General features: G+C 52.5%; 19 protein-coding genes and 1 pseudogene. 7 read left to right on the forward strand and 13 right to left on the reverse strand.

From position 1 onward, the window contains the following. Nucleotides 1-93 precede the first annotated feature (93 nt). Together iagB and M987_RS12890 are read left to right on the forward strand one after the other, a co-directional pair. Nucleotides 94-540, forward strand: coding sequence for a type III secretion system invasion protein IagB (gene iagB / locus M987_RS12885; RefSeq protein WP_014069540.1), 447 nt, complete (start codon nt 94-96; stop codon nt 538-540). A 140-nt stretch (nt 541-680) separates the two neighbouring features. Next, nucleotides 681-2501 (forward strand): glycoside hydrolase family 19 protein, encoded by a 1821-nt coding sequence (locus M987_RS12890; protein ID WP_014069541.1) that lies wholly within the window; start codon nt 681-683, stop codon nt 2499-2501. A gap of 573 nt (nt 2502-3074) precedes the next feature. Here M987_RS12890 and M987_RS12900 read toward each other — a convergent pair. From M987_RS12900 to poxB, 7 genes and pseudogenes are all read right to left on the reverse strand, one after another. Continuing rightward, nucleotides 3075-3479 carry a hypothetical protein gene (locus tag M987_RS12900; protein WP_014069542.1) on the reverse strand — a complete coding sequence of 135 codons (405 nt, stop codon included), beginning with the start codon at nt 3477-3479 and terminating at the stop codon, nt 3075-3077. Further along, complete coding sequence (locus M987_RS12905; protein ID WP_014069543.1) at nt 3472-4932, reverse strand: PAAR domain-containing protein; 1461 nt, start codon at nt 4930-4932, stop codon at nt 3472-3474. The genes M987_RS12900 and M987_RS12905 overlap by 8 nt, the downstream gene beginning before the upstream one ends. 261 nt (nt 4933-5193) lie before the next feature. After that, nucleotides 5194-5340 (reverse strand): annotated as a pseudogene (locus M987_RS24940) (tyrosine-type recombinase/integrase); the annotation flags it as partial. A 404-nt stretch (nt 5341-5744) separates the two neighbouring features. Continuing rightward, nucleotides 5745-6758: an NAD-dependent epimerase/dehydratase family protein gene (locus M987_RS12915; RefSeq protein ID WP_014069545.1), complete on the reverse strand. Its 1014-nt coding sequence runs from the start codon at nt 6756-6758 to the stop codon at nt 5745-5747. A 93-nt stretch (nt 6759-6851) separates the two neighbouring features. Continuing rightward, the gene (locus tag M987_RS12920) at nt 6852-8288 is read right to left on the reverse strand and encodes an SDR family oxidoreductase (protein ID WP_014069546.1); all 1437 of its coding nucleotides are present in this window, start codon (nt 8286-8288) and stop codon (nt 6852-6854) included. A 14-nt stretch (nt 8289-8302) separates the two neighbouring features. Next, the gene (gene ltaE, locus M987_RS12925) at nt 8303-9304 is read right to left on the reverse strand and encodes a low-specificity L-threonine aldolase (protein WP_014069547.1); all 1002 of its coding nucleotides are present in this window, start codon (nt 9302-9304) and stop codon (nt 8303-8305) included. A 38-nt stretch (nt 9305-9342) separates the two neighbouring features. Further along, nucleotides 9343-11061, reverse strand: coding sequence for a ubiquinone-dependent pyruvate dehydrogenase (gene poxB, locus M987_RS12930; protein WP_014069548.1), 1719 nt, complete (start codon nt 11059-11061; stop codon nt 9343-9345). A 152-nt stretch (nt 11062-11213) separates the two neighbouring features. Between poxB and M987_RS12935 the strand changes: the two genes are divergently transcribed. After that, nucleotides 11214-11648, forward strand: a complete 435-nt coding sequence (locus M987_RS12935) for a DoxX family protein (protein ID WP_014069549.1) — start codon at nt 11214-11216, stop codon at nt 11646-11648. 53 nt (nt 11649-11701) lie between these two features. On the opposite strand, the gene hcr is transcribed toward M987_RS12935, so the two are convergent. From hcr to aqpZ, 4 genes are all read right to left on the reverse strand, one after another. Further along, complete coding sequence (gene hcr / locus M987_RS12940) at nt 11702-12670, reverse strand: NADH oxidoreductase (protein ID WP_014069550.1); 969 nt, start codon at nt 12668-12670, stop codon at nt 11702-11704. A gap of 10 nt (nt 12671-12680) precedes the next feature. Further along, the gene (hcp, locus tag M987_RS12945) at nt 12681-14333 is read right to left on the reverse strand and encodes a hydroxylamine reductase (RefSeq protein ID WP_014069551.1); all 1653 of its coding nucleotides are present in this window, start codon (nt 14331-14333) and stop codon (nt 12681-12683) included. A gap of 144 nt (nt 14334-14477) precedes the next feature. Continuing rightward, nucleotides 14478-15377, reverse strand: coding sequence for a LysO family transporter (locus M987_RS12950; protein WP_014069552.1), 900 nt, complete (start codon nt 15375-15377; stop codon nt 14478-14480). A gap of 177 nt (nt 15378-15554) precedes the next feature. Beyond that, entirely contained in the window at nt 15555-16250 is a 696-nt protein-coding gene (gene aqpZ / locus M987_RS12955; protein ID WP_014069553.1) for an aquaporin Z, read from the reverse strand. Nucleotides 16251-16625: 375 nt separating this feature from the next. Here aqpZ and M987_RS12960 point away from each other — a divergent pair, with 375 nt between their 5' ends. Further along, entirely contained in the window at nt 16626-18284 is a 1659-nt protein-coding gene (locus M987_RS12960) for an ATP-dependent endonuclease (protein WP_014069554.1), read from the forward strand. Here M987_RS12960 and M987_RS12965 read toward each other — a convergent pair. Beyond that, nucleotides 18281-19237, reverse strand: coding sequence for a VirK/YbjX family protein (locus tag M987_RS12965; RefSeq protein ID WP_014069555.1), 957 nt, complete (start codon nt 19235-19237; stop codon nt 18281-18283). The genes M987_RS12960 and M987_RS12965 overlap by 4 nt on opposite strands. Before the next feature lie 159 nt (nt 19238-19396). Here M987_RS12965 and macA point away from each other — a divergent pair, with 159 nt between their 5' ends. Then, entirely contained in the window at nt 19397-20512 is a 1116-nt protein-coding gene (macA, locus tag M987_RS12970) for a macrolide transporter subunit MacA (protein ID WP_014069556.1), read from the forward strand. Next, entirely contained in the window at nt 20509-22449 is a 1941-nt protein-coding gene (macB, locus tag M987_RS12975; RefSeq protein ID WP_014069557.1) for a macrolide ABC transporter ATP-binding protein/permease MacB, read from the forward strand. The genes macA and macB overlap by 4 nt, the downstream gene beginning before the upstream one ends. 70 nt (nt 22450-22519) lie before the next feature. On the opposite strand, the gene cspD is transcribed toward macB, so the two are convergent. Beyond that, nucleotides 22520-22741: a cold shock-like protein CspD gene (gene cspD / locus M987_RS12980; RefSeq protein WP_014069558.1), complete on the reverse strand. Its 222-nt coding sequence runs from the start codon at nt 22739-22741 to the stop codon at nt 22520-22522. A gap of 267 nt (nt 22742-23008) precedes the next feature. Between cspD and clpS the strand changes: the two genes are divergently transcribed. Continuing rightward, nucleotides 23009-23329: an ATP-dependent Clp protease adapter ClpS gene (gene clpS / locus M987_RS12985; protein WP_014069559.1), complete on the forward strand. Its 321-nt coding sequence runs from the start codon at nt 23009-23011 to the stop codon at nt 23327-23329. Nucleotides 23330-23346 lie beyond the last annotated feature (17 nt).

Here is a 23346-nt window from a genome sequence, read left to right on the forward strand (position 1 = left end):
TGACCACACCCCACTTCTGGTGTGGTCAACAACTTAAAATAAAATAGAGATGTGCGCAAAGAGAGGGACGTAATTCGATAAACAGGTAAAGAAATGAAACGCTTCATATTGTTATTACTTATCTTTAGCCAAAGTGTATTTGCAAATTGCTGGGACAGGGCCGCACATTATTATCATGTCGATCCTTATCTGTTATTTGCCATCGCCAACGTGGAATCAGGCATGAACCCGTATGCTGTGGGCTGGAACCATGATGGTTCAAGAGATGTCGGTTTAATGCAAATTAACAGTACGCATTTTAGTGAATTACAGCGGAAGGGGATTGACGAGTATCGACTTATTGCCGAGCCCTGTACGTCCATTATGGTCGGTGCATCTATTTTGTCGAGCATGATCAAAGTCTATGGCTATAACTGGGAAGCGGTAGGTGCCTATAACGCTGGGTTAAAAAAAGAGAATTATCAGCAGCGAATGATTTATGCCCATAAGGTTTGGACGAAGTACCAGGAAATAAAACCGAAAAGAACAAATGCATATTGATCTTTTATTTTTTGAAGGGTACCGGATGGTGTTCTTCAAAAAATGAAAAGAACCGCACTTCCAGGTTTATTTATTAATGGAATAATACATAAGCTGGGAATGCATAAACCATTGTTGCTTAAATACAGGATTATATTGAAATGACTAAAAGGACATTACTGAGCGTTCTCGTTGCAGGTGCATGTATTGCACCGTTTATGGCTCAGGCTGCAACGCTGCAGGCAACCAGCAGCGAACCGTACACCATGAAAGCCAGCGACCTGGCGAAAAAGGAAAAAGAGCTCACTGATTTCCCGCTGATGACTTCGGTGAAAGACACCATTGCGACTCTGGACAACAGCCTTGTTGAGCAGATTGAGCCAGGTCGCGCGGCTAACCCGAACAACGTGAAACGCGTTGAAGGGATCGTTAAGGCAAGTGACTGGGAATATCTGTTCCCGATGCGCGCTCAGTCTTATACCTACAGTAATTTCCTGAAAGCAGTGGGAAAATTCCCGGCACTGTGTAAGACCTATAACGACGGTCGTGACAGTGATGCCATCTGCCGTAAAGAGCTGGCAACGATGTTTGCCCACTTTGCGCAGGAAACCGGTGGTCATGAAAGCTGGCGTCCGGAGGCTGAATGGCGTCAGGCGCTGGTTCACGTTCGTGAAATGGGCTGGACCGAGGGTCAGAAAGGCGGCTATAACGGCGAATGTAATCCTGACATCTGGCAGGGGCAGACCTGGCCATGCGGTAAAGACAAAGACGGCGATTTCGTGAGCTACTTTGGCCGCGGGGCTAAACAGTTGTCTTACAACTACAACTACGGTCCGTTCTCCGAAGCGATGTTCGGTACTGTCCGCACCCTGCTGGACAAACCGGAGCTGGTAGCGGACACCTGGCTGAACCTGGCTTCTGCTATCTTCTTCTTCGCCTACCCACAGCCACCAAAACCAAGCATGTTGCAGGTTATTGACGGCACCTGGCAGCCAAACGATCACGACAAAGCGAACGGTCTGGTACCGGGCTTCGGGGTGACCACACAGATCATTAACGGCGGCGTAGAGTGCGGCGGCCCGACTGAAATTGCTCAGTCTGAAAACCGTATCAAGTACTACAAAGAGTTCGCGAACTACCTGAAAGTGCCTGTTCCGGCCAATGAAGTGCTGGGCTGTGCGAACATGAAGCAGTTCGATGAAGGCGGCTCCGGTGCGCTGAAGATCTACTGGGAACAGGACTGGGGATGGAGTGCAGATACGCCAGACGGTAAGACTTACTCTTGCCAGTTGGTGGGTTACCAGACGCCATTCAGCGCGTTCAAAGAAGGTGACTACACTAACTGCGTTAAGAAGTTCTATAACGTGAACATCATCAACGACGACGGCTCTGCCACCACGCCGGGTGAAACCCCGGTCACGCCAACGCCGACGCCAGCAGAAGATGAAACGCCGGCTCCAACGCCAGTTCCGGATGAAACCCCGGCAGTGGTGAACCATGCGCCGGTGGCGCAGATCGCAGGCCCAATCGGGGCTGTGGAAGCGGGTGCGCAGGTTTCCCTGAGCGCTGAAGGTTCTACCGACGCTGATGGCAACAAACTGACCTACACCTGGCGCTCTCAGGATGGCCAGACTGTAACCGGTCAGGACAAAGCGGTTGTGACCTTCACGGCACCAGAATCTGCTACAGCGCAGCAGTATGAAGTCAGCCTGACCGTCAGCGATGGCGAGCTGAGCAGCACCACGTCCTACCTGCTGAACGTGAAAGCGAAAGCGGCTACCCCATCTCAGGATGAAGGTACTTCCGGCTCTTACGCAGCGTGGAGCGCGAACAGTAAGTACAACGCAGGTGATATCGTGAACAACCACGGTAAACTGTTCCAGTGCAAACCGTTCCCGAACAGCGGCTGGTGTAACAATGCTCCGGCATACTACGAACCAGGTGCTGGCCTGGCGTGGGCTGATGCCTGGACGGCTCTGTAAAAGCAAACGGCAACCTTCGGGTTGCCGTTTTCGTATCTACTCCCTCTCCCTTTTGGGGAGAGGGCTGGGGTGAGGGGGAACATACGGCTGTGGTGGTTATCCCGTTCACTTTATGTTCCTTGCTACTCTGTCACCCCAATACCGGTGAACGTGCCAGGGTAGCTCACCGCCGCTACCCTGGCGACCCGGGCTCCCGGCAAGAAAATCGTCGCTTCGGCGATTTTCAGCTGGATCATGACACCGCTGTAAGTCTATTAATTCAATGGCGTAAAATCATCGCTGAATCAAGACAAAAATTACTGGGGAACCCTCAGCCCTGTGGAAGAGGGGACGGGTTTTGAATTTCTTCAAAATAAATTCTTTTAAATCATACAGTTAAAATGCTCGGGTGTCTGGGCGTTTCGAAAATTAGAATATCGACATTTAATTTAATGTTCATAATGAAGTTCAAAAAATAAATTATCAGATTGAGGAATGAGTGTGTGGGAAATATTTGTTGAGGGGATGATACTTTTAGGATAAAAACAAGCCCTTTATGGGCTTGCTTTTTATCATTATACCTGATTAATAGAATCATCGATATTCATCAATAAGGACTAAAGCTATTGCGATTAAAAAAAACACCAGACTCATAGCTGTAATATAATATTCTATATAAAATGGTCTAATTAGACGTTGAGGTAATCCACGAATGAAATCCTTATCATCATTTTTGGAAAAGCTTGACTTTTTATTCCAAATCAAAGGTCTGAAAATAAAATCTGTCTTCATAGCATATGCAAATTTTATGTACAGACTATTAATGTTATCGTAAATTTGTGTTGCCCATGGCAAGTTACCATATTCATCCTCATATAACGCACAGATTTCTTTATATCTTTTGCGATTTAGTCGAGACATAATTATGCTAGCTAATCCAAGAAACATGGCAATTAACCATATGATAACTATACTTAGTGAAATGATAAAATCATTCATTATTTATAATCTCATACAAAGTGTTCAATTTCTCACCAGCTTTTTCACCAAGCCAACAGGATGTTTTATCGCTTCCATATGTAATCCCTCCTGCGACACCTAATGTACACAGTAATGCTCCCGCGCCGCCAGCTTCAATTGTTGCTGCACCTAAAATGAGAGAGCAGACTACGGTTGCTGCCCCCTTTTCAACAGCTTTCGCGGCAATAAATCCTCCTAACATGCTACCAGAAAACTCACCAATTGAAGTGAATGAAGTTTTTGCACATTCCCGGCCCGTAGCGCAGGCTTCCGTGATTTTAGCGGCAGTATCTAATGCAGCCAGGCCAACGCCAATCTTCCCGGCAGTTTCCATCATCTTAACGTACTTCACCAGCTTCTCGATATGAGTCGCATAACCTTCAATATCGTTTACCCCTGTTTCATTCCAGAGATGGGTAATTGCATGGGTTGAGAGTCCAAGTGATTTTTTGAGGTCGGTATATTCATTGAACATGAAACGGTGCTTTGAGAACATTTTAAGGACACTATCAAGCTGACCAAGCAACTGACGGCGCTCAACGTAAAACTGCTCACTGATCAACGCCCCACTGGTGATGTAGTGGTTTTGATAGGATTTCTCGATACTGACGAGGATATTTTCAACCCGCTGGAAATATCCCTTTGCTGCTTCTGTGACCTGTCCTGAGTACCCGTAAATCTCGCTGGTTTTACTGGCAGCGGCAGCAAACATTTCAATGGTGTCTTTATTTTTAAACAGAAATCGCGCCTGCTGATGTGAAAGCGGGGCCAGGGCTGTGTCAATTCGTTCCTTCGCAGCTTGCAAGTGCGCTATTTGTTTCTCGTCCTGCTTCTCCGGGTCAACAATGAGCAGGATAGAACCGGCTTTATACTGCTTATCTTCACCGTTCAATGAAAAATACAGTTCGCGCACGCCGCCGGGTGGATTCAGAAACAGATGGGGGTCATATGCTCGGGTGCGGCTTCCATATGGGAGTATACAATACCCGGCATCTACTGGTTCGCGCTGTTCTTCCTCTTTCACTGGCACAGGGGAAATTGGTTTTGGAGGTGTGGCTGCTGGTGGCTGAGGAGGAAAAGTTGGTGCTGACACCGGTTTTGGTGCTATCGGGATTGGTATGGACGATTGAAGTCTTTGAGGTCTGGATACAGGCTCATCATCATAAGACATCGAATAATCAGAAGGGATAAATTCACATTTACAATCACAACTTCCCCGACTATGCAAAGTACCTGCTGCTGCTACACCATCTATAGAATAGAACGGAATTCCGCCCAAAATGGTATGAACTTGTTTATCAACTCCACATATGTATTTATCTCCATTTCTGGCTGTAGGTTGCCCTGTTAATGAATGTTGCGCATAACCTGTAATGATTGAGCCACCACATGTTGTTTGACTGCCCACAGTCAAAAAATATCCTCTCGCCATAATATTCTCCTTCTCCATTAGTTGAATCGTTAATAATTAAGTGTCATTTTGACTGTAAAATATTATACATTTTACATATGAGAGTTTTTTTGGGGGGGGATCACATTTATTACGTGGGGAAAAGTCACTAAAAATCAAATCATCACCACCGAGAATTATATATTGCATATCATTCCTGGTAGTGATGATTACTGTGGAATAACTTATTTAGAACTTCATTAACTCATGCAGTTTATTTTCCCATTTCAAAAGTGCTTCCAGCTATTCTTCGCTGTAATCGTATCTGTCATCGTGAACAGATGATACATCATGTAAAGCGTGGTGCTGAATTCTGTCACGAATTTCTTTTGTGATTTTCAATTGTCCAGCCAGAGTCTTAAACGTTCGACGGAAATCTCGTGGGATAAATTTATTCACCTGGTGTTTTTTACAGAAGCGTTCAACATTATCAGACAGCATATCGCTGGACATATGTTTTTTTTCCTGTGAATATTTTCCATTCAAACCAGAGGCTAATTTATCTTTCCAGCGTTTGATCTTTTGATCTTAACCCTGATTAGGGAACAAATATTCACGTTCAGGACAACGTGAAATTATTATGTCGATCAATTCAATTGAGGAATTGAAGATGATGAAATGATGCTATTTTTTTCGAAATCGACGGAGAAACAGACAACACCTTGTTCTTTTTATCGTAATATTTTTTTGCCTCTTCCCCTGTGGGAGAGGAGTTGGGTGCGGACATCAAGCCGCACTCCCTGTCTTTTGCCGGATGGCGCTGCGCTTACCCGGCCTACATGAGACTGAATCCCTTACCGATGCAACTTCCCGTGATCCCGCAGCCATGCCGCCGTGCGGGTAATCCCTTCATCCAGCGTCACAATCGGCTTATAACCCAGCTCAGCCTCCGCGCGCGAAATATCCAGCGTGAAATCAAAGTTCAGCTTCGACACGCCGTAATGCGTCAGTGCAGGCTCTTTGGCGGATTTATTCCCAAAACGTTCCATACTGCGGGCAATCATATCCAGCATCGGGTACGGCACAGAACGAATACGGCAGTTGATCTGCAACTCGTCAATCAGACGCTGCACAATGCTTCGTAGCGTGCAGGGCTCGCCGTTGGTGATGTTATACGCGCGACCAGACACCAGCTTATCGCTATCCGGCTGGCTTGCCAGCCACATAGCGTGAATGGCGTTTTCATAGTAGGTCATGTCCACCAGCGCATCGCCGCCGCGCGGTAACAACACGCTGCCGTAGTGGTGCATCATCTGCGCCAGGCGCGGAATAAACACTTTATCGTGCGGTCCGAACAGGCTTTGCGGGCGCAGTACGGTAAACCGTGTATGCGGGTTAGACTGCGCCAGCAGGTCGATCACCTCTTCACTGGCCGCCTTGCTGCGGGCAAACTCACAGGCAAAACGGGCCGGACGGAAATCTTCCTGAATATCGCGGTGATGGTGATAATCGAAATAGAGCGATGGCGAAGAGATGTGGATAAAGTTTCGCACGCCCCAGGCAACGGCCCATTCGCCCAGGCGACGCGTGGCGCGCACGTTGGCGAGATCAAAGGCTTCCTGAGTGCCCCACGGGGAGGTAAAACTGGAGCAGTGCCACAGCGTATCGATACCGGCGAGCATCACTTTCGCCTGCGAGGAAACCAGTTCCGTCAGATCGGCATGAACAAATTCTGCGCCCATTTTTTGCAGCAGCTTGCCCATCGCCTCATTGCGGCCGGTAGCTCTGACGCTAACGCCCTTGTTGCGCAGAAACTCGACCGCGTTTCGGCCTAAGCCGCTGGTTGCACCGGTAACCAGTACCTTCATATCGATCCACTGTGTTGAAAAAGAATTTCGTGCGCATTCTTCCGTGAATTACGCCTGTATGCAATGGGAAAGGTGAAAGAATAAGAGTTTTATTTAGATCCTTTCCTTCTTTTGTTCTGCAAGTTGCGCAATGCGTTTTGCCATTCCCCGGAAGATAAACAGGTGCGCCGGAATCATCAACAACCAGTAGAACAGACCCGGCATTCCGTGCGGATGCCACCATGCCCGAACGTCCAGTTCCCGGTGGCTGCCTTTATCTTTCAGGGTAAAACAGAGCCGCCCAAGCCCGGGGGCTTTCATGCCAAACAGCAGCGCCAGTTGCTTTTCGGGTTCAACGATAATCACCTTCCAGCTGTCCACGGTATCACCCACATTAAGGTACGGATGCGCAGGACGGCCTTTTGCGAGCTTATGCCCAATCAGCAGATCCATTGCGCCACGGGTTTGCCAGAGGATATTGCCAAAGAAGTAGCGCTCTTTGCCGCCAATCTGGTTAATCACTTCCCAAAGGGCTTCCAGGCTGGCGGCGGTTTTTACCGTGCAGCCGGCCTGTTTAGGGTAGTAGCCATATTCCGGGCGCCAGCGGGCGAAAGCCTGGGCGTCGTAGCCCCAGTCGCTGGAGTTCACCAATTTCTCTTCTTCCTTGAGGGTGTTGCGTACGGCGTCATCAAAACGGATCAACGTTTGTGGGATCAGCGCGCGAAGCTCGCGATCGTCGGCCAGCAGATCGTGTTTTAACCCCTGGATCAAGGCCTTTGCTGTGGTTGGCGGCACCGAGGTAATGACATTCAAAAACCACACGGAGATCCAACTTGTCGGGAAGGGAATAGGGACCAGCCAGCGATGGCGGCCGCTGACCCGCATGAAATGTTCGAATTGTTCCTGATAGCTCAACACCTCCGGGCCTGCGGCTTCCAGCACCCGATGCTGGTCAGTCGGGTGCGCCAGCAGCGCCACCAGATAATGCAGCAGGTTCTCCAGCGCAATGGGCGTGGTACGTGAACGCACCCAGCGTGGGGGGGTCAGCACCGGCAGGTTATAGACCATATCGCGCATCACTTCGAAGGCGGCTGAACCGGCCCCGACGATGATCCCGGCCCGCAGTTCGGTCACGGGGATCCCGGCACTGCGCAATGTTTCTGCGGTCAGCTGACGTGCGCGCAGGTGATCGGACTGCTCGTTAGCCGGTGCCTGGAGCGAGCTTAAAAAAATCACCTGTTTAACCGGCGTTTGTCGCAGGGCATCGCGGACATTCATCGCTACCTGGCGTTCATGGGCGATAAAATCACCGCCTTCACCCATGCTGTGCACCAGATAATAGAGTGTGTCGACACCTTCCAGCAGCCGAGACAAACCTTGCGGCCAGTTTAAATCTACGCTGTGGCAGGTGACGTTGGGCAGGTTTTGCTTTTGCAGCCGTTCAATACTGCGTGCCGCAGCCAGCACCTGATGGCCATGCTGGCTTAATACCGTCGTCAGGTGCTGGCCAATATAGCCACTGGCACCCAGCACCAGAATACGTTGCGGCACGTTACGCTCCTTTGTTAACGCTGTAAAAATGCCTGCCAGTGGCTCACCACCTCGGCAAGTTGCTCACGACTGACATCAAGATGCATCACCAGGCGTACAACCGGGGAGGCATTCAGCAGAACGCCGCGCGCCTTCATAAATTCGCCCAGCGCGGCTGCGTTATCTTCGCCGACACGAACAAACAGCATGTTGGTGTCGTGACGCATCACGTCTGCGCCAATCTTACGCAGTTGCGATGCCATCCAGGCCGCATTGTCGTGGTCGTCTTTCAGACGCGCAACGTTGTTTTTCAGCGCATATAAGCCAGCCGCTGCCAGGATCCCGGCCTGACGCATTCCGCCGCCGGTCATTTTACGCCAGCGATTTGCACGTTTGATGTAATCCGCATCACCCACCAACAGTGAACCCACCGGCGTGCCCAGACCTTTGGAGAGGCAGATAGTGAAAGAGTCGCAATACTGCACGACCTCTTTCAGTTCGCAGCCGTACTCCACAATGGCGTTAAAAATACGCGCGCCATCAACGTGCAGGCCGAGTTTGCGCTCGCGGGTAAATTCCCACGCCGCTTTCAGGTATTCACGCGGCAGAACTTTGCCGTTATGGGTGTTTTCCAGGCTGAGCAGTTTTGTGCGTGCGAAGTGGATGTCGTCGGCTTTGATTTTTGCTGCGACTTTATCGAGCGGCAGAGAGCCGTCAGGCGCAGCGTCGATCGGCTGCGGCTGAATGCTGCCGAGCACCGCCGCACCGCCTGCTTCATACAGGTAATTATGCGCGCCCTGGCCGACGATATACTCTTCACCGCGCTCGCAGTGGCTCAGCAGCGCCACCAGGTTTGCCTGAGTGCCGGTTGGCAGAAACAGCGCGGCCTCTTTACCGCTTAACTCCGCCGCATAGCGTTGAAGTTCGTTTACCGTCGGGTCATCGCCGTACACATCGTCCCCGACCGGGGCGGCCATCATCTCTTCGAGCATGGCGCGCGTCGGACGGGTAACGGTATCACTGCGTAAATCAATCATGGCAAGTCCTTATATTTTAACGGGCGATGCCAGATGTTTTACCTGAGCCAGTTGGTTTTTGCCAGTTCGATTACCTCGTCACCACGGCCATTAATGATGGCGCGCAGCATATAGAGACTAAATCCTTTGGCCTGCTCCAGCTTGATCTGCGGCGGAATAGCCAGCTCCTCTTTGGCGACCACCACATCTACCAGTACGGGGCCATCGAGGGAAAATGCCCGTTGCAGCGCTTCGTCCACGTCGGCGGCTTTTTCCACCCGAATACCGGTAATACCACAGGCTTCGGCGATGCGGGCGAAATTGGTATCGTGCAGTTCAGTGCCATCCGTCAGATAGCCACCGGCTTTCATCTCCATTGCCACAAAGCCCAGTACGCTGTTGTTAAAGACCACAATTTTGAGCGGCAGCTTCATCTGCACCACTGACAGGAAATCCCCCATCAACATGCTGAACCCACCGTCGCCGCACATCGCCACCACCTGACGTTCTGGTGCGGTGGCTTTGGCGCCCAGCGCCTGTGGCATGGCGTTGGCCATTGAGCCGTGGTTAAACGAGCCCAGCAGACGCCGCTTGCCGTTCATTTTCAGGTAGCGCGCGGCCCAGACGGTAGGCGTGCCCACGTCACAGGTAAAGATGGCATCGTCGCTGGCGAAATGACTGATCTGCTGCGCCAGGTACTGCGGATGAATGGCTTTGTCACTCGGTTTCGCCAGATCGTCCAGTCCTTTACGCGCATCGCGGTAATCGCTCAGGGCTTTATCAAGGAACTTACGATCTGTTTTTTGTTCAAGGTGGGGCAGCAGCGCGGCAAGCGTCGATTTGATATCACCCACCAGCGCCATATCTACCTTGCTATGCGCGCCAATACTTGCCGGGTTGATATCAATCTGAATAATTTTGGCATCAGCCGGATAGAACGGACGGTAAGGGAACTGGGTACCCAGTAAAACCAGCGTGTCGGCGTTCATCATGGTGTGGAAACCGCTGGAAAAACCAATCAGCCCGGTCATGCCCACATCGTACGGGTTATCGTACTCCACGTGCTCTTTACCGCGCAGGGCGTGGACAATTGGCGCGTTAAGTTTGCCGGCAAATTCCAGCAGCTCTTTATGCGCGCCCGCACAGCCGCTGCCGCACATCAGGGCGATATTGCTGGAGTAACGCAGCAGTTGAGCCAGTTTTTTGAGTTCTTCTTCTGTGGGGGTAATGACGGGCTGTGGCGCGTGATACCAGTGTGTACTGGCACTTTCAGGCGCGGCTTTCAGCGCAACGTCACCCGGTAAAACCACCACCGAAACTCCGCGATTCAGTACCGCTTTGCGCATGGCAATCGCCAGCACCTGAGGGATCTGTTCCGGGGTGGAAACCAGTTCGCAGTAGTGGCTGCATTCACGGAACAGTTCCTGAGGATGCGTTTCCTGAAAATAGCCGCTGCCTATCTCTGTTGATGGAATATGTGCGGCAATCGCCAGCACCGGAACATGGTTACGATGACAGTCAAACAGACCGTTAATCAGATGCAGGTTTCCAGGCCCGCAGGAGCCCGCGCAAACGGCAAGCTCGCCGGTCAGCTGTGCCTCTGCACCTGCGGCAAACGCAGCCACTTCTTCATGACGGGTTGGCATCCATTCGATGGTTTTCATCTTGTTGAGGCTATCGCTTAACCCATTCAGTGAATCCCCGGTGACACCCCAGATACGTTTTACGCCAGCCTGTTCAATCGTTTTGGCAATGTATGCAGCCACGGTTTGTTTCATGGTGATCCTTCTCCTGTTTGTGATACCGCTTACAAGCTTAGATGAAACTCGCCGCAACGCCCGGTAGATCCCCCTTATTAAAGGGTGCTTTTCATTGGTGACTATTCGTCATAATCTGATGATGCCTCGGGTAAAAACAGGAATAATTACAAATGGTTAAAATAATGTTAATTGCTGTTAATAAAAAGCTAGCGTGCGACGAACTCGGCAAACTCTTGTTACGACTTGCCGTGGGGGGGCTGATGTTGTTTCACGGCCTGCATAAGCTGTTTGGTGGAGTAGGGTTTATTAGCGGAATGCTGGTGGAGAAAGGGTTACCAGGGTTTATCGCCTACGGTGTGTTAATTGGTGAAGTGGTGGCCCCGGTTCTGATTGTTCTCGGTCTTTTCACGCGTCCGGCGGCACTGGTACTGGCGTTTACGATGGTGATCGCGTGGCTGATGGTGGGGACGGGCAAAACCTTCGCACTGGATGCGGTTGGCGCATGGGCGATTGAAAGCCTGGTGTACTTCTTTATCGGCGCGCTGGCCGTGGCATTTTTAGGGGCGGGGCGTTACGCGGTGGGGAAAGATCCCGCGTATAAGTAATCGGGGTTTGTTGTTGTAGGCCCGGTAAGCGTAGCGCCACCGGGCTGTCTTTTTTATGCGAGAACCAGATCGCCCTGCGGATGGCAGGAACACGCCAGCACGTAGCCTTCGGCGATTTCTGCGTCCGTTAACGTCATGGTGCTGGTGACGGTATAGTTGCCATCCACCACTTTCGTTTTACAGCAACCGCACACGCCAGCGCGACAGGCGGCAACAACGGGGACTTTGTTGCTTTCCAGTGCTTCCAGCAGCGTAGTGCCTGCGCGGCCGAAGAAGGTCTGAGCCGGTTGCAGCCTGGTGAACTTCACGCCACTGGTCGCGGCTTCTGCCACCGGGGTAAAGAACTGCTCTTTAAAGAAGCGGGTCACGCCCAGCGCTTTCACTTCCTCTTCCACGATATCCATGTACGGCGCAGGGCCGCAGGTCATCACGGTGCGGGACGCGATATCCGGCACGCTTTGCAGCAGCTCACGGCTCAGGCGACCGGCAACAAAACCCTGTGTCGCGTTATTTTCAGCCACCAGCGTTACCGGGTAGTTACGCCATTCGTCGGCAAAAATGACATCTTCCGGCGAACGCACGCTGAAGATCACCTGTACATCGGCCTGCGGACGATTTTTTGCCAGCCAGCGACGCATCGACATCACCGGAGTAACCCCACAACCCGCTGCCAGCAGCAGGAATTTATCTTCCGTCTTATCATCACAGGTAAAATCACCCTGTGCATCAGACAGCCAGATATAATCCCCGCGCTTCACATCACGGGTCAGCCACTGTGAACCTGCACCGTCATCAATCCGACGGATGGTGAGCGTAATGTATTCGCTCACACCCGGCGTAGAGGAGATGGTGTAGGCGCGCAGGGTGTCTGCGGAATGGCGGACACTGACCAGCGCATACTGACCTGCACGGTACGGATAGTAGTCATGGCACAGCAGTGACAGCGTCCACACATCCGGCGTTTCCTGATGGATGTGATGAACCTGCATCCGCCACGGACATTGTGAGGTTGGCATCGTCATGAATGGCTCCTTATGCGCTCAGCAGCTGCTGCATATCTTCTTCAACGGTGGTAACCGAACGTAGACCGAATTTCTCGTTCAGCACGGCCAGCAGATCTGGCGTCAGGAAGCCTGGCGCAGTCGGGCCGGTCACGATGTTGGTCACACCCAGAGAGAGAAGGGTCAGCAGGATGACAATCGCTTTCTGTTCGAACCAGGAGAGCACCAGTGACAGCGGCAGATCGTTCACGCCACAGCCCAGTTTTTCCGCCAGGGTTACCGCCAGAATGATGGCAGAGTAAGCATCGTTACACTGACCTGCATCGACCAGACGCGGCAGGCCTTCGATGTTGCCGAAGTCCAGCTTGTTGAAACGGTATTTACCGCACGCCAGAGTCAGGATCAGGCAGTCTTGCGGTACGCTGGTGGCGAAATCGGTGAAGTAGTTACGCTCACCGCGCGCACCGTCGCAACCGCCAATCAGGAAGATGTGGCGCAGTTTTTCACGGCTGACCAGATCAATCAGGGAATCGGCTGCACCCAGCAGGGTTTCGCGACCAAAGCCGACGGTGATCAGGTGTTCGATTTCGCTGTACGGGAAGCCAGCCATCTGCTGCGCCTGGGCGATAACAGGTGCAAAATCGTCACCTTCGAGGTGGCTCACACCCGGCCAGCCGACGATACTGCGGGTCCAGATACGGTCATCATACGCGCCAACGGTTGGGTCGATGATGCAGTTCGAGGTCATCACGATTGGGCCCGGGAAGCGGGCAAATTCAACCTGCTGGTTCTGCCAGCCGCTGCCGTAGTTCCCGACCAGATGTTTGAATTTACGCAGTTCCGGGTAGCCGTGAGCAGGTAGCATTTCGCCGTGGGTGTAGACGTTCACGCCCGTGCCTTCGGTCTGTTTCAGCAGGTTGTACAGATCTTTCAGGTCATGGCCGGAGATCAGGATACATTTGCCTTCGGTGGCTTTGACGTTGACCTGCGTTGGGGTTGGGTGACCGTAGGTGCTGGTTTCACCGGCATCCAGAATGCTCATCACTTTGAAGTTCATCTGGCCGATTTCCATTGAGCACTCCAGCAGAGCGTTCATATCGGAAGGCCAGGTACCGAGCCATGCCATAATTTTGTGGTACTGGGCATAGATATCGTTGTCGTACTGGCCGAGCACATGTGCGTGTTCCATATAGGCCGCAGCACCTTTCAGGCCGTACAGGCACAGCAGACGCAGGCCGAGAATGTTTTCGCCAATCGCCGCTTTGTCTTTGTTCGGGGTAAATTCTGCCGCCTGACGCTGCAAATCGCCGAGGTCGTCGCTCACCAGCTGAAGGCTGGCCATTGGGTTATCAACACGGGCATTCGCGTCTGCATTCAGGGATTGTGCTTTCAGCGCTTCACGCAGGGCGATGGCTTCACGGGCATAACCGACAATGCGAGGAGAATCAAAGTTGACGTTCGTTAACGTGGAGAAAAATGCGCGAGGTGCAAAACTGTCTACGTAGTGGTCGATAATGCCGTATTCACGGGCTTTAAACGCCCAGGCAGAGAGGCCTTGCAGGGCAGCAATCAGCAGGTCCTGGAGGTCTGACGTTTCTGCCGTTTTGCCGCACATACCCTGCGCGTAGGAGCAGCCATTGCCTGCCGGGGTACGGATGGTTTGTTCACATTGCACACAAAACATAATCACACCTGTTAAAGTTATATTTGATATACATGTTTAAGGTTATGCTTGTGCCAGAACGGTGAAAAGTTCTTTCTGCTACAAAATAGAGGGATATTGATTTAGCGCAATTTTGGCGGCAGACAGGCTACCGCCAAAGAAGTATCAGGCGGAGAAGACCGCCATCAGAACAGGAACGAGCAGGCTTAAAATAAAGCCGTGTACGATGGCGGCAGGCACCATCTCCAGCCCCCCGGAGCGTTGTAACACCGGCAGGGTAAAGTCCATCGAGGTTGCACCGCACAAACCCAGAGCGGTGGAACGACTGCGGCGCACAAGGCCCGGGATTAGCATAATGGCAATCAGCTCGCGAGCCAGGTCATTAAAGAAGGCGGCGCTGCCAATGACCGGGCCGAAAGATTCAGTGAGCAGAATACCCGACAGCGAATACCAGCCAAACCCGGAAGCCATTGCCAGGCCCGTTTTCAGCGGCAGGTCGAGAATAAAGGCATTAATAACACCTGCGACCATTGAGCTGGCAATGACCACCACCGCAACCATCATTCCACGGCGATTAAGGACAATCTGCTTCAGCGTCATGCCATTATTTCGTAACTGAATACCGATCAGGAACAGGAGGAATATCAGGGTATATTCGCTGGCTTCGGTGGCGTGTTGTAAAAATGCCCATCCGGTTAATCCCAGCAGGAAACCCAGTACTACCACGCCGCACAGTTTTAATGATTCCAGCGCCATTGCAATTCGTGAAGGCAACTTTTCCTGGTGGTGATGATTTTTCCACGGAATAGTCCGTTCGAGCCAGAACAGCGCCGCAATGTTGCACAGCAAAATAACCACAACAGTCACGATGGAATAATGAAGGATGGCCAGCAGATTGACGGCCAGGTTATCCAGGAAAGCCAGGCTAATTCCCATAAAGAATAGAATGACGTAGACAATCCAGCTGAGGAAGCGATTGATGAGCCTTAATGCTGATTCACGATGAAGTGGAATAAGGTAGCCCACAATCAGGGGCAGCAGAATGATTAAGAGTCCTGAAAACATGAACAGCCGGGTCCTTATGGGTATCTGTTGAGCGCCAGAGACACTACCCAATAAAGGCTGCCCAGTAAAGCGGCAAAAGAAAGCCGGGTAGCGCGAACGCTTACCCGGCTTATGTAGGGGGGGGGCGGTCTGATGCCCTCACCCCGACCCTCTCCCACTGGGAGAGGGAGAAAACAGTTAATCGCGTTTTTCCAGCAGGGTGCGGTAAAGCACGCCGCCCAGAATACCGCCGATGATTGGCATCACCCAGAACAGCCACAGCTGTTCAAGCGCCCAGCCACCCTGGAAAATCGCTACAGCGGTACTGCGCGCCGGGTTGACCGAGGTGTTGGTGACCGGAATAGAAATCAGGTGGATAAGCGTCAGCGCCAGACCAATGGCAATGGGTGCGAAACCGGCTGGTGCATGTTTGTCTGTTGCGCCGTGAATAACCAGCAGGAAGCCGGCGGTCAGCACAATTTCAATCACGATGGCAGACATCATGGAGTAGCCGCCCGGAGAGTGCTCACCAAAGCCGTTAGACGCAAAGCCGCTGGCTGCTGCATCAAAGCCTGCTTTACCGCTGGCAATAACATACAGAACGCCCGCCGCAATAATGCCGCCAATAACCTGAGCAACAATATAGCCAATAACGTCTTTTGCCGGGAAGCGACCGCCCGCCCACAGACCTAATGTCACCGCCGGATTAAAATGACCGCCAGAAATATGTCCGACTGCAAACGCCATAGTTAATACGGTTAAGCCAAATGCCAGAGCCACACCAACAAAACCAATCCCTAATTCCGGGAATGCTGCTGCCAAAACCGCGCTACCGCAGCCACCAAACACCAGCCAGAATGTACCAAAACATTCTGCCGCTAATTTTCTGAACATAACCACCTCAAAAATAAATTTCCGCACACTTTCCCGCGTACGGGTTATATCGTCATAAAGGGATGACGACTCAAAGAGTCATTATTTTAGAAACCAACAACACCCCTTCGCCACTTAAATAAATTCGATAAATTTGATTTAAGGCAATGTGATGTCAATCCTTGTTCAAACTGGAGGTTAATACAGCATAGTCCAATTCTCGGTCGGTAGTATCTTGTCTGGTTATCCCTATTTCAAACAAAAGGTGGAGGGGAAATTCTGATTTTTTTCTTGCGGCTTCGGAATAACTGAGGTGTATTCCTGTGTTATGCAGGGCTTCCGCCCGCTATACTGCTGATAACTTGAAGGAAAAAGCGACCTTTTCGCGGGGGATTTATGCTTCTCGAACGTGTGGAGATTGTGGGATTTCGCGGTATTAACCGCCTGTCGCTGACGCTTGAGCAGAACAACGTTCTGATCGGGGAGAACGCCTGGGGTAAGTCCAGCCTGCTGGATGCGCTTACGTTGCTGCTGTCACCGGAAGATGATCTGTACCACTTTGTGCATGATGACTTCTGGTTTCCGCCGGGCGACGTGATGGGGCGTGAAAAACATCTGCATATTATTCTGACGTTTCGCGAGTCTGAACCAGGTCGACACCGTGTGCGCCGCTTCCGCCCGATGTCACCGTGTTGGGTTCCTTGCGACGATGACTTCCACCGTATTTTCTACCGCCTGGAAGGCGAGTTGGGCGAAAACGACAGCGTGTTAACCCTGCGAGAATTCCTTGATGGAAAAGGCAACCCCATTCCGCTGGACAATATCGACGAACTGGCCCGCCACCTTATTCGCCTGACCCCGGTGCTGCGTTTGCGTGATGCGCGATTTATGCGCCGTATCCGTAACGGCACCGTACCGAATATGCCGGAAGCGGAAGTCACCGCACGCGAACTGGATTTTCTGGCGCGCGAACTGGTTTCCCGCCCGCAAAATTTAACCGACGGTCAGATCCGCCAGGGGCTCTCGGCGATGGTACAGCTGCTGGAACACTACTTTTCCGAGCAGGGGACATCGCAATCCCGCAACCGCCTGATGCGTCGCCGCTCTCATGATGAACAGCGAAGCTGGCGGTATCTCGACATCATCAACCGGATGATCGACAAACCCGGCGGGCGCAGCCACCGGGTGATCCTGCTGGGGCTGTTTTCCACACTGTTGCAGGCGAAGGGGACTGTCCGGCTGGACAGGGACGCCCGCCCGTTACTACTGGTGGAAGATCCTGAAACCCGTCTGCATCCCATTATGCTTTCCGTTGCCTGGCATTTGCTGAATCTGCTGCCGTTGCAACGCATAACGACCACCAACTCCGGGGAACTGCTGTCGCTCACCCCCGTTGAGTATGTTTGCCGTCTGGTGCGTGAATCCTCACGCGTTTCTGCTTACCGGTTAGGGCCGGGTGGCTTAAATGCGGAAGATGGCCGCCGCATCGCATTCCATATCCGTTTTAATCGCGCTTCGTCGCTCTTTGCACGCTGCTGGCTGCTGGTGGAAGGGGAAACGGAGACCTGGGTCATTAACGAGCTGGCGCGCCAGTGTGGGCACCATTTCGATGCCGAAGGCATTAAGGTGATTGAGTTTGCCCAGTCGGGGCTAAAGCCACTCATCAAGTTTGCCCGTCGCATGGGAATTGAATGGTACGTTCTGGTGGACGGTGACGAAGCGGGGAAAAAATACGCCGCCACCGTTCGCAGCCTGCTGAATAACGAGCGGGAAGAAGAGCGTGACCATTTGACCATGCTTCCGGCCATGGATATGGAACACTTTATGTATCGTCAGGGATTTGATGACGTTTTCCACCGCGTCGCCATGGTGCCGGTTGATGTACCAATGAATTTGCGCCGGGTGATCGCCAAGGCGATTCATCGTTCGTCAAAACCGGATTTAGCCATTGAAGTGGCGGCAGAGGCGGGAAGAAGGGGCGTGGAGTCGGTGCCGACGTTACTGCGGAAAATGTTCTCCCGCGTGCTGTGGCTGGCACGCGGGAGAGCTGATTAACTGCGGGTTGCCTGGGTAACCTGCGCGATCAGGCTATCCAGCAATTCATAACGGCGGCGATACTCAGAGCGCTTTTTGCTTGCAATCTCTTCCATCGGTTTGCGCGGCATGGTGAGCGGCAGCGCGAAGTTGCCGTTATCACGTTGCTCACCGCCAATGGAAAGCCAGAAGCTGTCGTAATCTGCCAGCAGTTTGCCCTCTTTTTTCTTGCGATAACGCCAGCTTCGGTAGATGTGGGTGGCGTTACTCACCGCAACAATCTGCTCAACCGGGAAGGCGGCTCCCAGCGTCATTGCGGCTTCGACCAGCAGACGTTTTGGGAACAGGCCGTGGCAGGCTTTCGTCGCGCCCTGGATCAGCTCGTGAGGAACATGCGCTTTTGCACCCTGCAATCCGCCAATAAAGAGCGTGGATTTCCCTTCATACTGGCAAAGGGTAAAGGTCATCTCAGCCAGCACGGTGTTTTGATGGTCGCAAAACGCCAGCGTCGCTTCACCTTCTTTATCAAGGAAGGCATCGGCGCACAGACGCACAGTAAATTGCTGTTCATCTTTGCCTGTTAAGGTCAGCAGCGTCGTACCCGGTTTAGACAAATAGCCATTCATCAGGGTTACCGGAAGATGACGGCTCATTGCCTGGTAGTGCCAGTTGATAGACTCCAGCGCGTGCTGGCGGGTCAAATTGACCGTCAGCCACGGGCGATGCAGACGACACGGCAGACCAGGCTGCACCTGTAGCATTTGCATTAAGCGGGGTTGTTTTGCCAGGTTTGCCAGCAGGCGCGCGGTACTGAATGGCGTTGCCAGCGAACGTAACATGAATTTACGTCGATAAGAGGGATTTTGCCATGCAAGCCCGGGCGTGAGATTGCCAGACGCAAGGCTTTTGAACAGCTGCCAGCCGGATTTGGGTTGCGGCTGATGTGAAAAGGGTGTGTCGACGATGGAAGACATGATAGATCTCGCTTCTTTTGGCAGACCTTTATTTCAGCAGGAGGTATATCAACATCTCGTAAACAAATTGTGACGATTCCAGGAAACAGGGGTTTCGTTGAGGAGTGGTTTAGTTAGAATCAACAGTTATGATTGCCAGAACATTTATTTGGAATATTTATGAACCTCAAGGGAAAACGCAGAAAGCTGTTACTGCTGCTGGCGGTGGTCGTGTTAGTGGGCGGGTACTGGTTGTGGCAGGTGCTGAATGCGCCCGTGCCGCAATACCAGACGCTGATCGTACGTCCGGGTGAGCTGCAACAAAACGTCCTGGCGACAGGCAAGCTGGATGCCCTGCGCAAGGTTGATGTCGGGGCTCAGGTCAGCGGTCAGTTGAAAACCCTGTCGGTTGAGATTGGCGACAAGGTGAAGAAAGGTCAGTTGCTGGGGGTTATTGATCCTGAGCAGGCGGAAAACCAGATCCGTGAAGTGGAAGCCACGCTAATGGAGCTGCGCGCCCAGCGTAGCCAGGCACAGGCGGAGCGTAATCTCGCCCAGGTGACGTTAACCCGTCAGCAGGCGCTGGCCAAAACACAGGCCATCTCGAAACAGGATCTGGACACCGCCGCGACCGAGCTTGCAGTCAAACAGGCGCAGATTGGCACCATTGACGCGCAAATCAAGCGCAATCAGGCCTCGCTGGATACGGCAAAAACCAACCTCGATTACACGAAAATCGTGGCACCAATGGCCGGGGAAGTGACGCAAATCACCACCCTCCAGGGACAAACGGTGATCGCCGCGCAACAGGCACCGAATATCCTGACGCTGGCGGATATGAGTACCATGCTGGTTAAAGCACAGGTATCTGAAGCGGATGTTATCCATCTTAAGCCGGGACAAAATGCCTGGTTTACGGTGCTGGGTGACCCGCAAACCCGCTATGAAGGCGTGCTGAAAGATATCCTGCCGACGCCGGAAAAAGTGAACGATGCCATCTTCTACTATGCCCGCTTTGAAGTGCCAAACCCGCAGGGTGTGCTGCGTCTGGATATGACCGCACAGGTACACATTCAACTGACCGGGGTGAAAAACGTGCTCACCATTCCGTTGTCTGCCCTGGGGGAATCGGCAGGCGACAGCCGCTATAAAATCAAAGTGCTGCGTGCCGGTGAAACCCGCGAACGTGAAGTCACGATTGGTGCACGCAATGACACCGATGTGGTGATTGCCAAAGGGCTGGAAGAGGGCGAAGAAGTGGTTATCAGCGAAAGCCATCCCGGAGCCGCTAAATGACGGCATTGCTGGAGCTGAACAACATTCACCGTAGCTATCCATCAGGTGATGGGCCGGTTGATGTGTTAAAGGGGATCTCCCTGCGCGTGGAAGCGGGTGAAATGGTGGCGATTGTCGGGGCGTCTGGCTCCGGTAAATCCACGCTCATGAACATCCTTGGTTGCCTGGATAAACCTACCCGCGGCACCTATCGCGTGGCGGGGACGGATGTCTCCACGCTGGATGGCGATGCGCTGGCGAAACTTCGCCGTGAACACTTTGGGTTTATCTTCCAGCGTTATCATCTGCTTTCTCACCTGAGTGCGGCGCAGAACGTTGAAGTGCCTGCGGTTTATGCCGGCGTTGAGCGGAAAAAACGGCTGGAACGCGCGCAGGCGTTGCTGACGCGTCTTGGACTGGCGGAGCGTGTGGATTACCAGCCCTCACAGCTTTCAGGCGGCCAGCAGCAGCGTGTGAGTATTGCACGCGCGCTGATGAACGGCGGGCAGGTGATTCTGGCGGATGAACCGACCGGTGCGCTCGACAGCCATTCCGGCGAAGAGGTGATGGCGATCCTCCATCAGCTGCGTGACCAGGGGCATACGGTGATTATCGTCACCCACGATCCGCTGGTGGCGGCACAGGCGGAACGGATCATTGAGATCCACGATGGCGAGCTGGTCAGCAACCCGCCTCCAAACCCGTCAAAGGCGGCAGCACCGAAAGAGGTATTGCCTGCGTCAGGCGGCTGGGGGCAGTTTGCCAGCGGTTTTCGCGAAGCCCTGACGATGGCCTGGCTGGCGATGGCGGCCAACAAGATGCGCACATTGCTCACCATGCTCGGCATCATCATCGGGATCGCCTCGGTGGTGTCGATTGTGGTGGTGGGTGATGCGGCAAAACAGATGGTGCTGGCAGATATCCGGGCGATAGGCACCAATACCATTGATGTCTATCCCGGCAAAGATTTTGGCGATGACGAGCCTCAGTATCAGCAGGCGCTGAAGTACGATGACTTAATGGCGATCCAAAAACAGCCGTGGGTTAACTCCGCCACGCCTGCGGTATCGCAAAATTTACGCCTGCGCTACGGCAATATCGACGTGGCGGCCAGTGCTAACGGCGTTAACGGTGACTATTTTAACGTGTACGGAATGACCTTCAGCGAAGGGGCAACCTTTAACGCGGAACAACTGGCTGGCCGGGCGCAGGTGGTTGTGCTGGACGCCAACTCGCGCAGGCAGCTTTTCCCGGATAAGACGAATGTTGTGGGTGAGGTTATCCTGGTAGGAAACATGCCTGCCACGGTCATCGGTGTGGCGGAAGAGAAACAGTCTATGTTTGGCAGCAGCAAGATTTTGCGCGTCTGGCTGCCCTACACCACGATTTCCGGGCGGATCATGGGGCAGTCGTGGCTGAACTCTATCACCGTGCGCGTGAAAGAGGGCTACGACAGCGCGCTTGCCGAACAGCAGCTTGAGCGTCTGCTGACGTTGCGCCACGGGAAGAAGGATTTCTTTACCTGGAACATGGACGGCCTGTTGAAAACGGCCGAAAAGACCACACATACTCTTCAGCTGTTCCTGACGCTGGTCGCGGTGATTTCGCTGGTTGTGGGTGGCATCGGAGTGATGAATATCATGCTGGTGTCGGTGACAGAGCGCACACGAGAGATTGGCATTCGCATGGCGGTTGGGGCCAGGGCCAGCGATGTGCTGCAACAGTTTTTGATTGAAGCGGTGCTGGTGTGCCTGGTGGGGGGCGCGATGGGGATTGCCTTATCGATGATTATCGCCTTCACCTTAAAGCTCTTTTTACCCGGTTGGGAGATTGGCTTCTCGCCGGTGGCGATCCTCACGGCATTTTTGTGTTCAACCTTTACCGGTATTTTGTTTGGCTGGCTGCCGGCGCGAAACGCAGCGCGGTTAGATCCGGTGGATGCGCTGGCTCGGGAATAGCCCGAAAATAAAAATGCCAGCCGATCGGGCTGGCATTTTGCCTGCGGGATGTACACAATGAAACAGAGGGCTAAGCAACAACTTCTGCTTCGATGGGCACGATGACGCTGGCATGATTGCCCTTCGGCCCCTGGTGTACATCGAACCGAACCGATTGTCCGGCTTTGAGCGTTCTGTAACCATCCATCTGAATGGTGGAATAGTGAGCGAAGATATCCTCGCCGCCGCCTTCGGGGCAGATAAACCCAAACCCTTTGGCGTTGTTGAACCACTTAACAGTACCCATTTCCATGCTTCGACATCCTTCGTAAATCTTATAAATTAAGATGGAATGAACCGGTGGTGGAGTGGGGGCTGTTCAAAACCTCGCCATCTCACGCCTGTACAATTTAGATAAACGAAACAAGGCGTCAAGAGTTTGGCGTTGGAGTTGGGACAATAATCAACCAAAATTTGAAGCAGTTAACGCTATTGCAACAGTTTGTGACAGACATCGCGGATGACAGTAATAGATGATTGTTATCTAACATCTGAGGTAGATTCATAGTGATTATGCAAAATGGGTAAGACGAACGACTGGCTGGATTTTGACCAGCTGGCGGAAGACAAAGTGCGTGACGCGCTAAAACCGCCATCCATGTATAAAGTAATGTTAATGAACGATGATTACACGTCAATGGAATTTGTTATTGACGTGCTACAAAAGTTCTTTTCTTATGATGTAGAACGTGCAACGCAACTGATGCTTACCGTTCATTATCGTGGCAAAGCTATCTGCGGCATCTTTACCGCCGAAGTGGCAGAAACCAAAGTGGCGATGGTGAACGACTACGCGAGGGAGAACGAGCATCCGTTGCTGTGTACGCTGGAAAAGGCCTGATAAGGCATAAAATTGGG

It is taken from the genome of Enterobacter soli ATCC BAA-2102, from assembly GCF_001654845.1.
In the GTDB taxonomy this organism is placed as follows: Bacteria; Pseudomonadota; Gammaproteobacteria; order Enterobacterales; family Enterobacteriaceae; genus Enterobacter; species Enterobacter soli.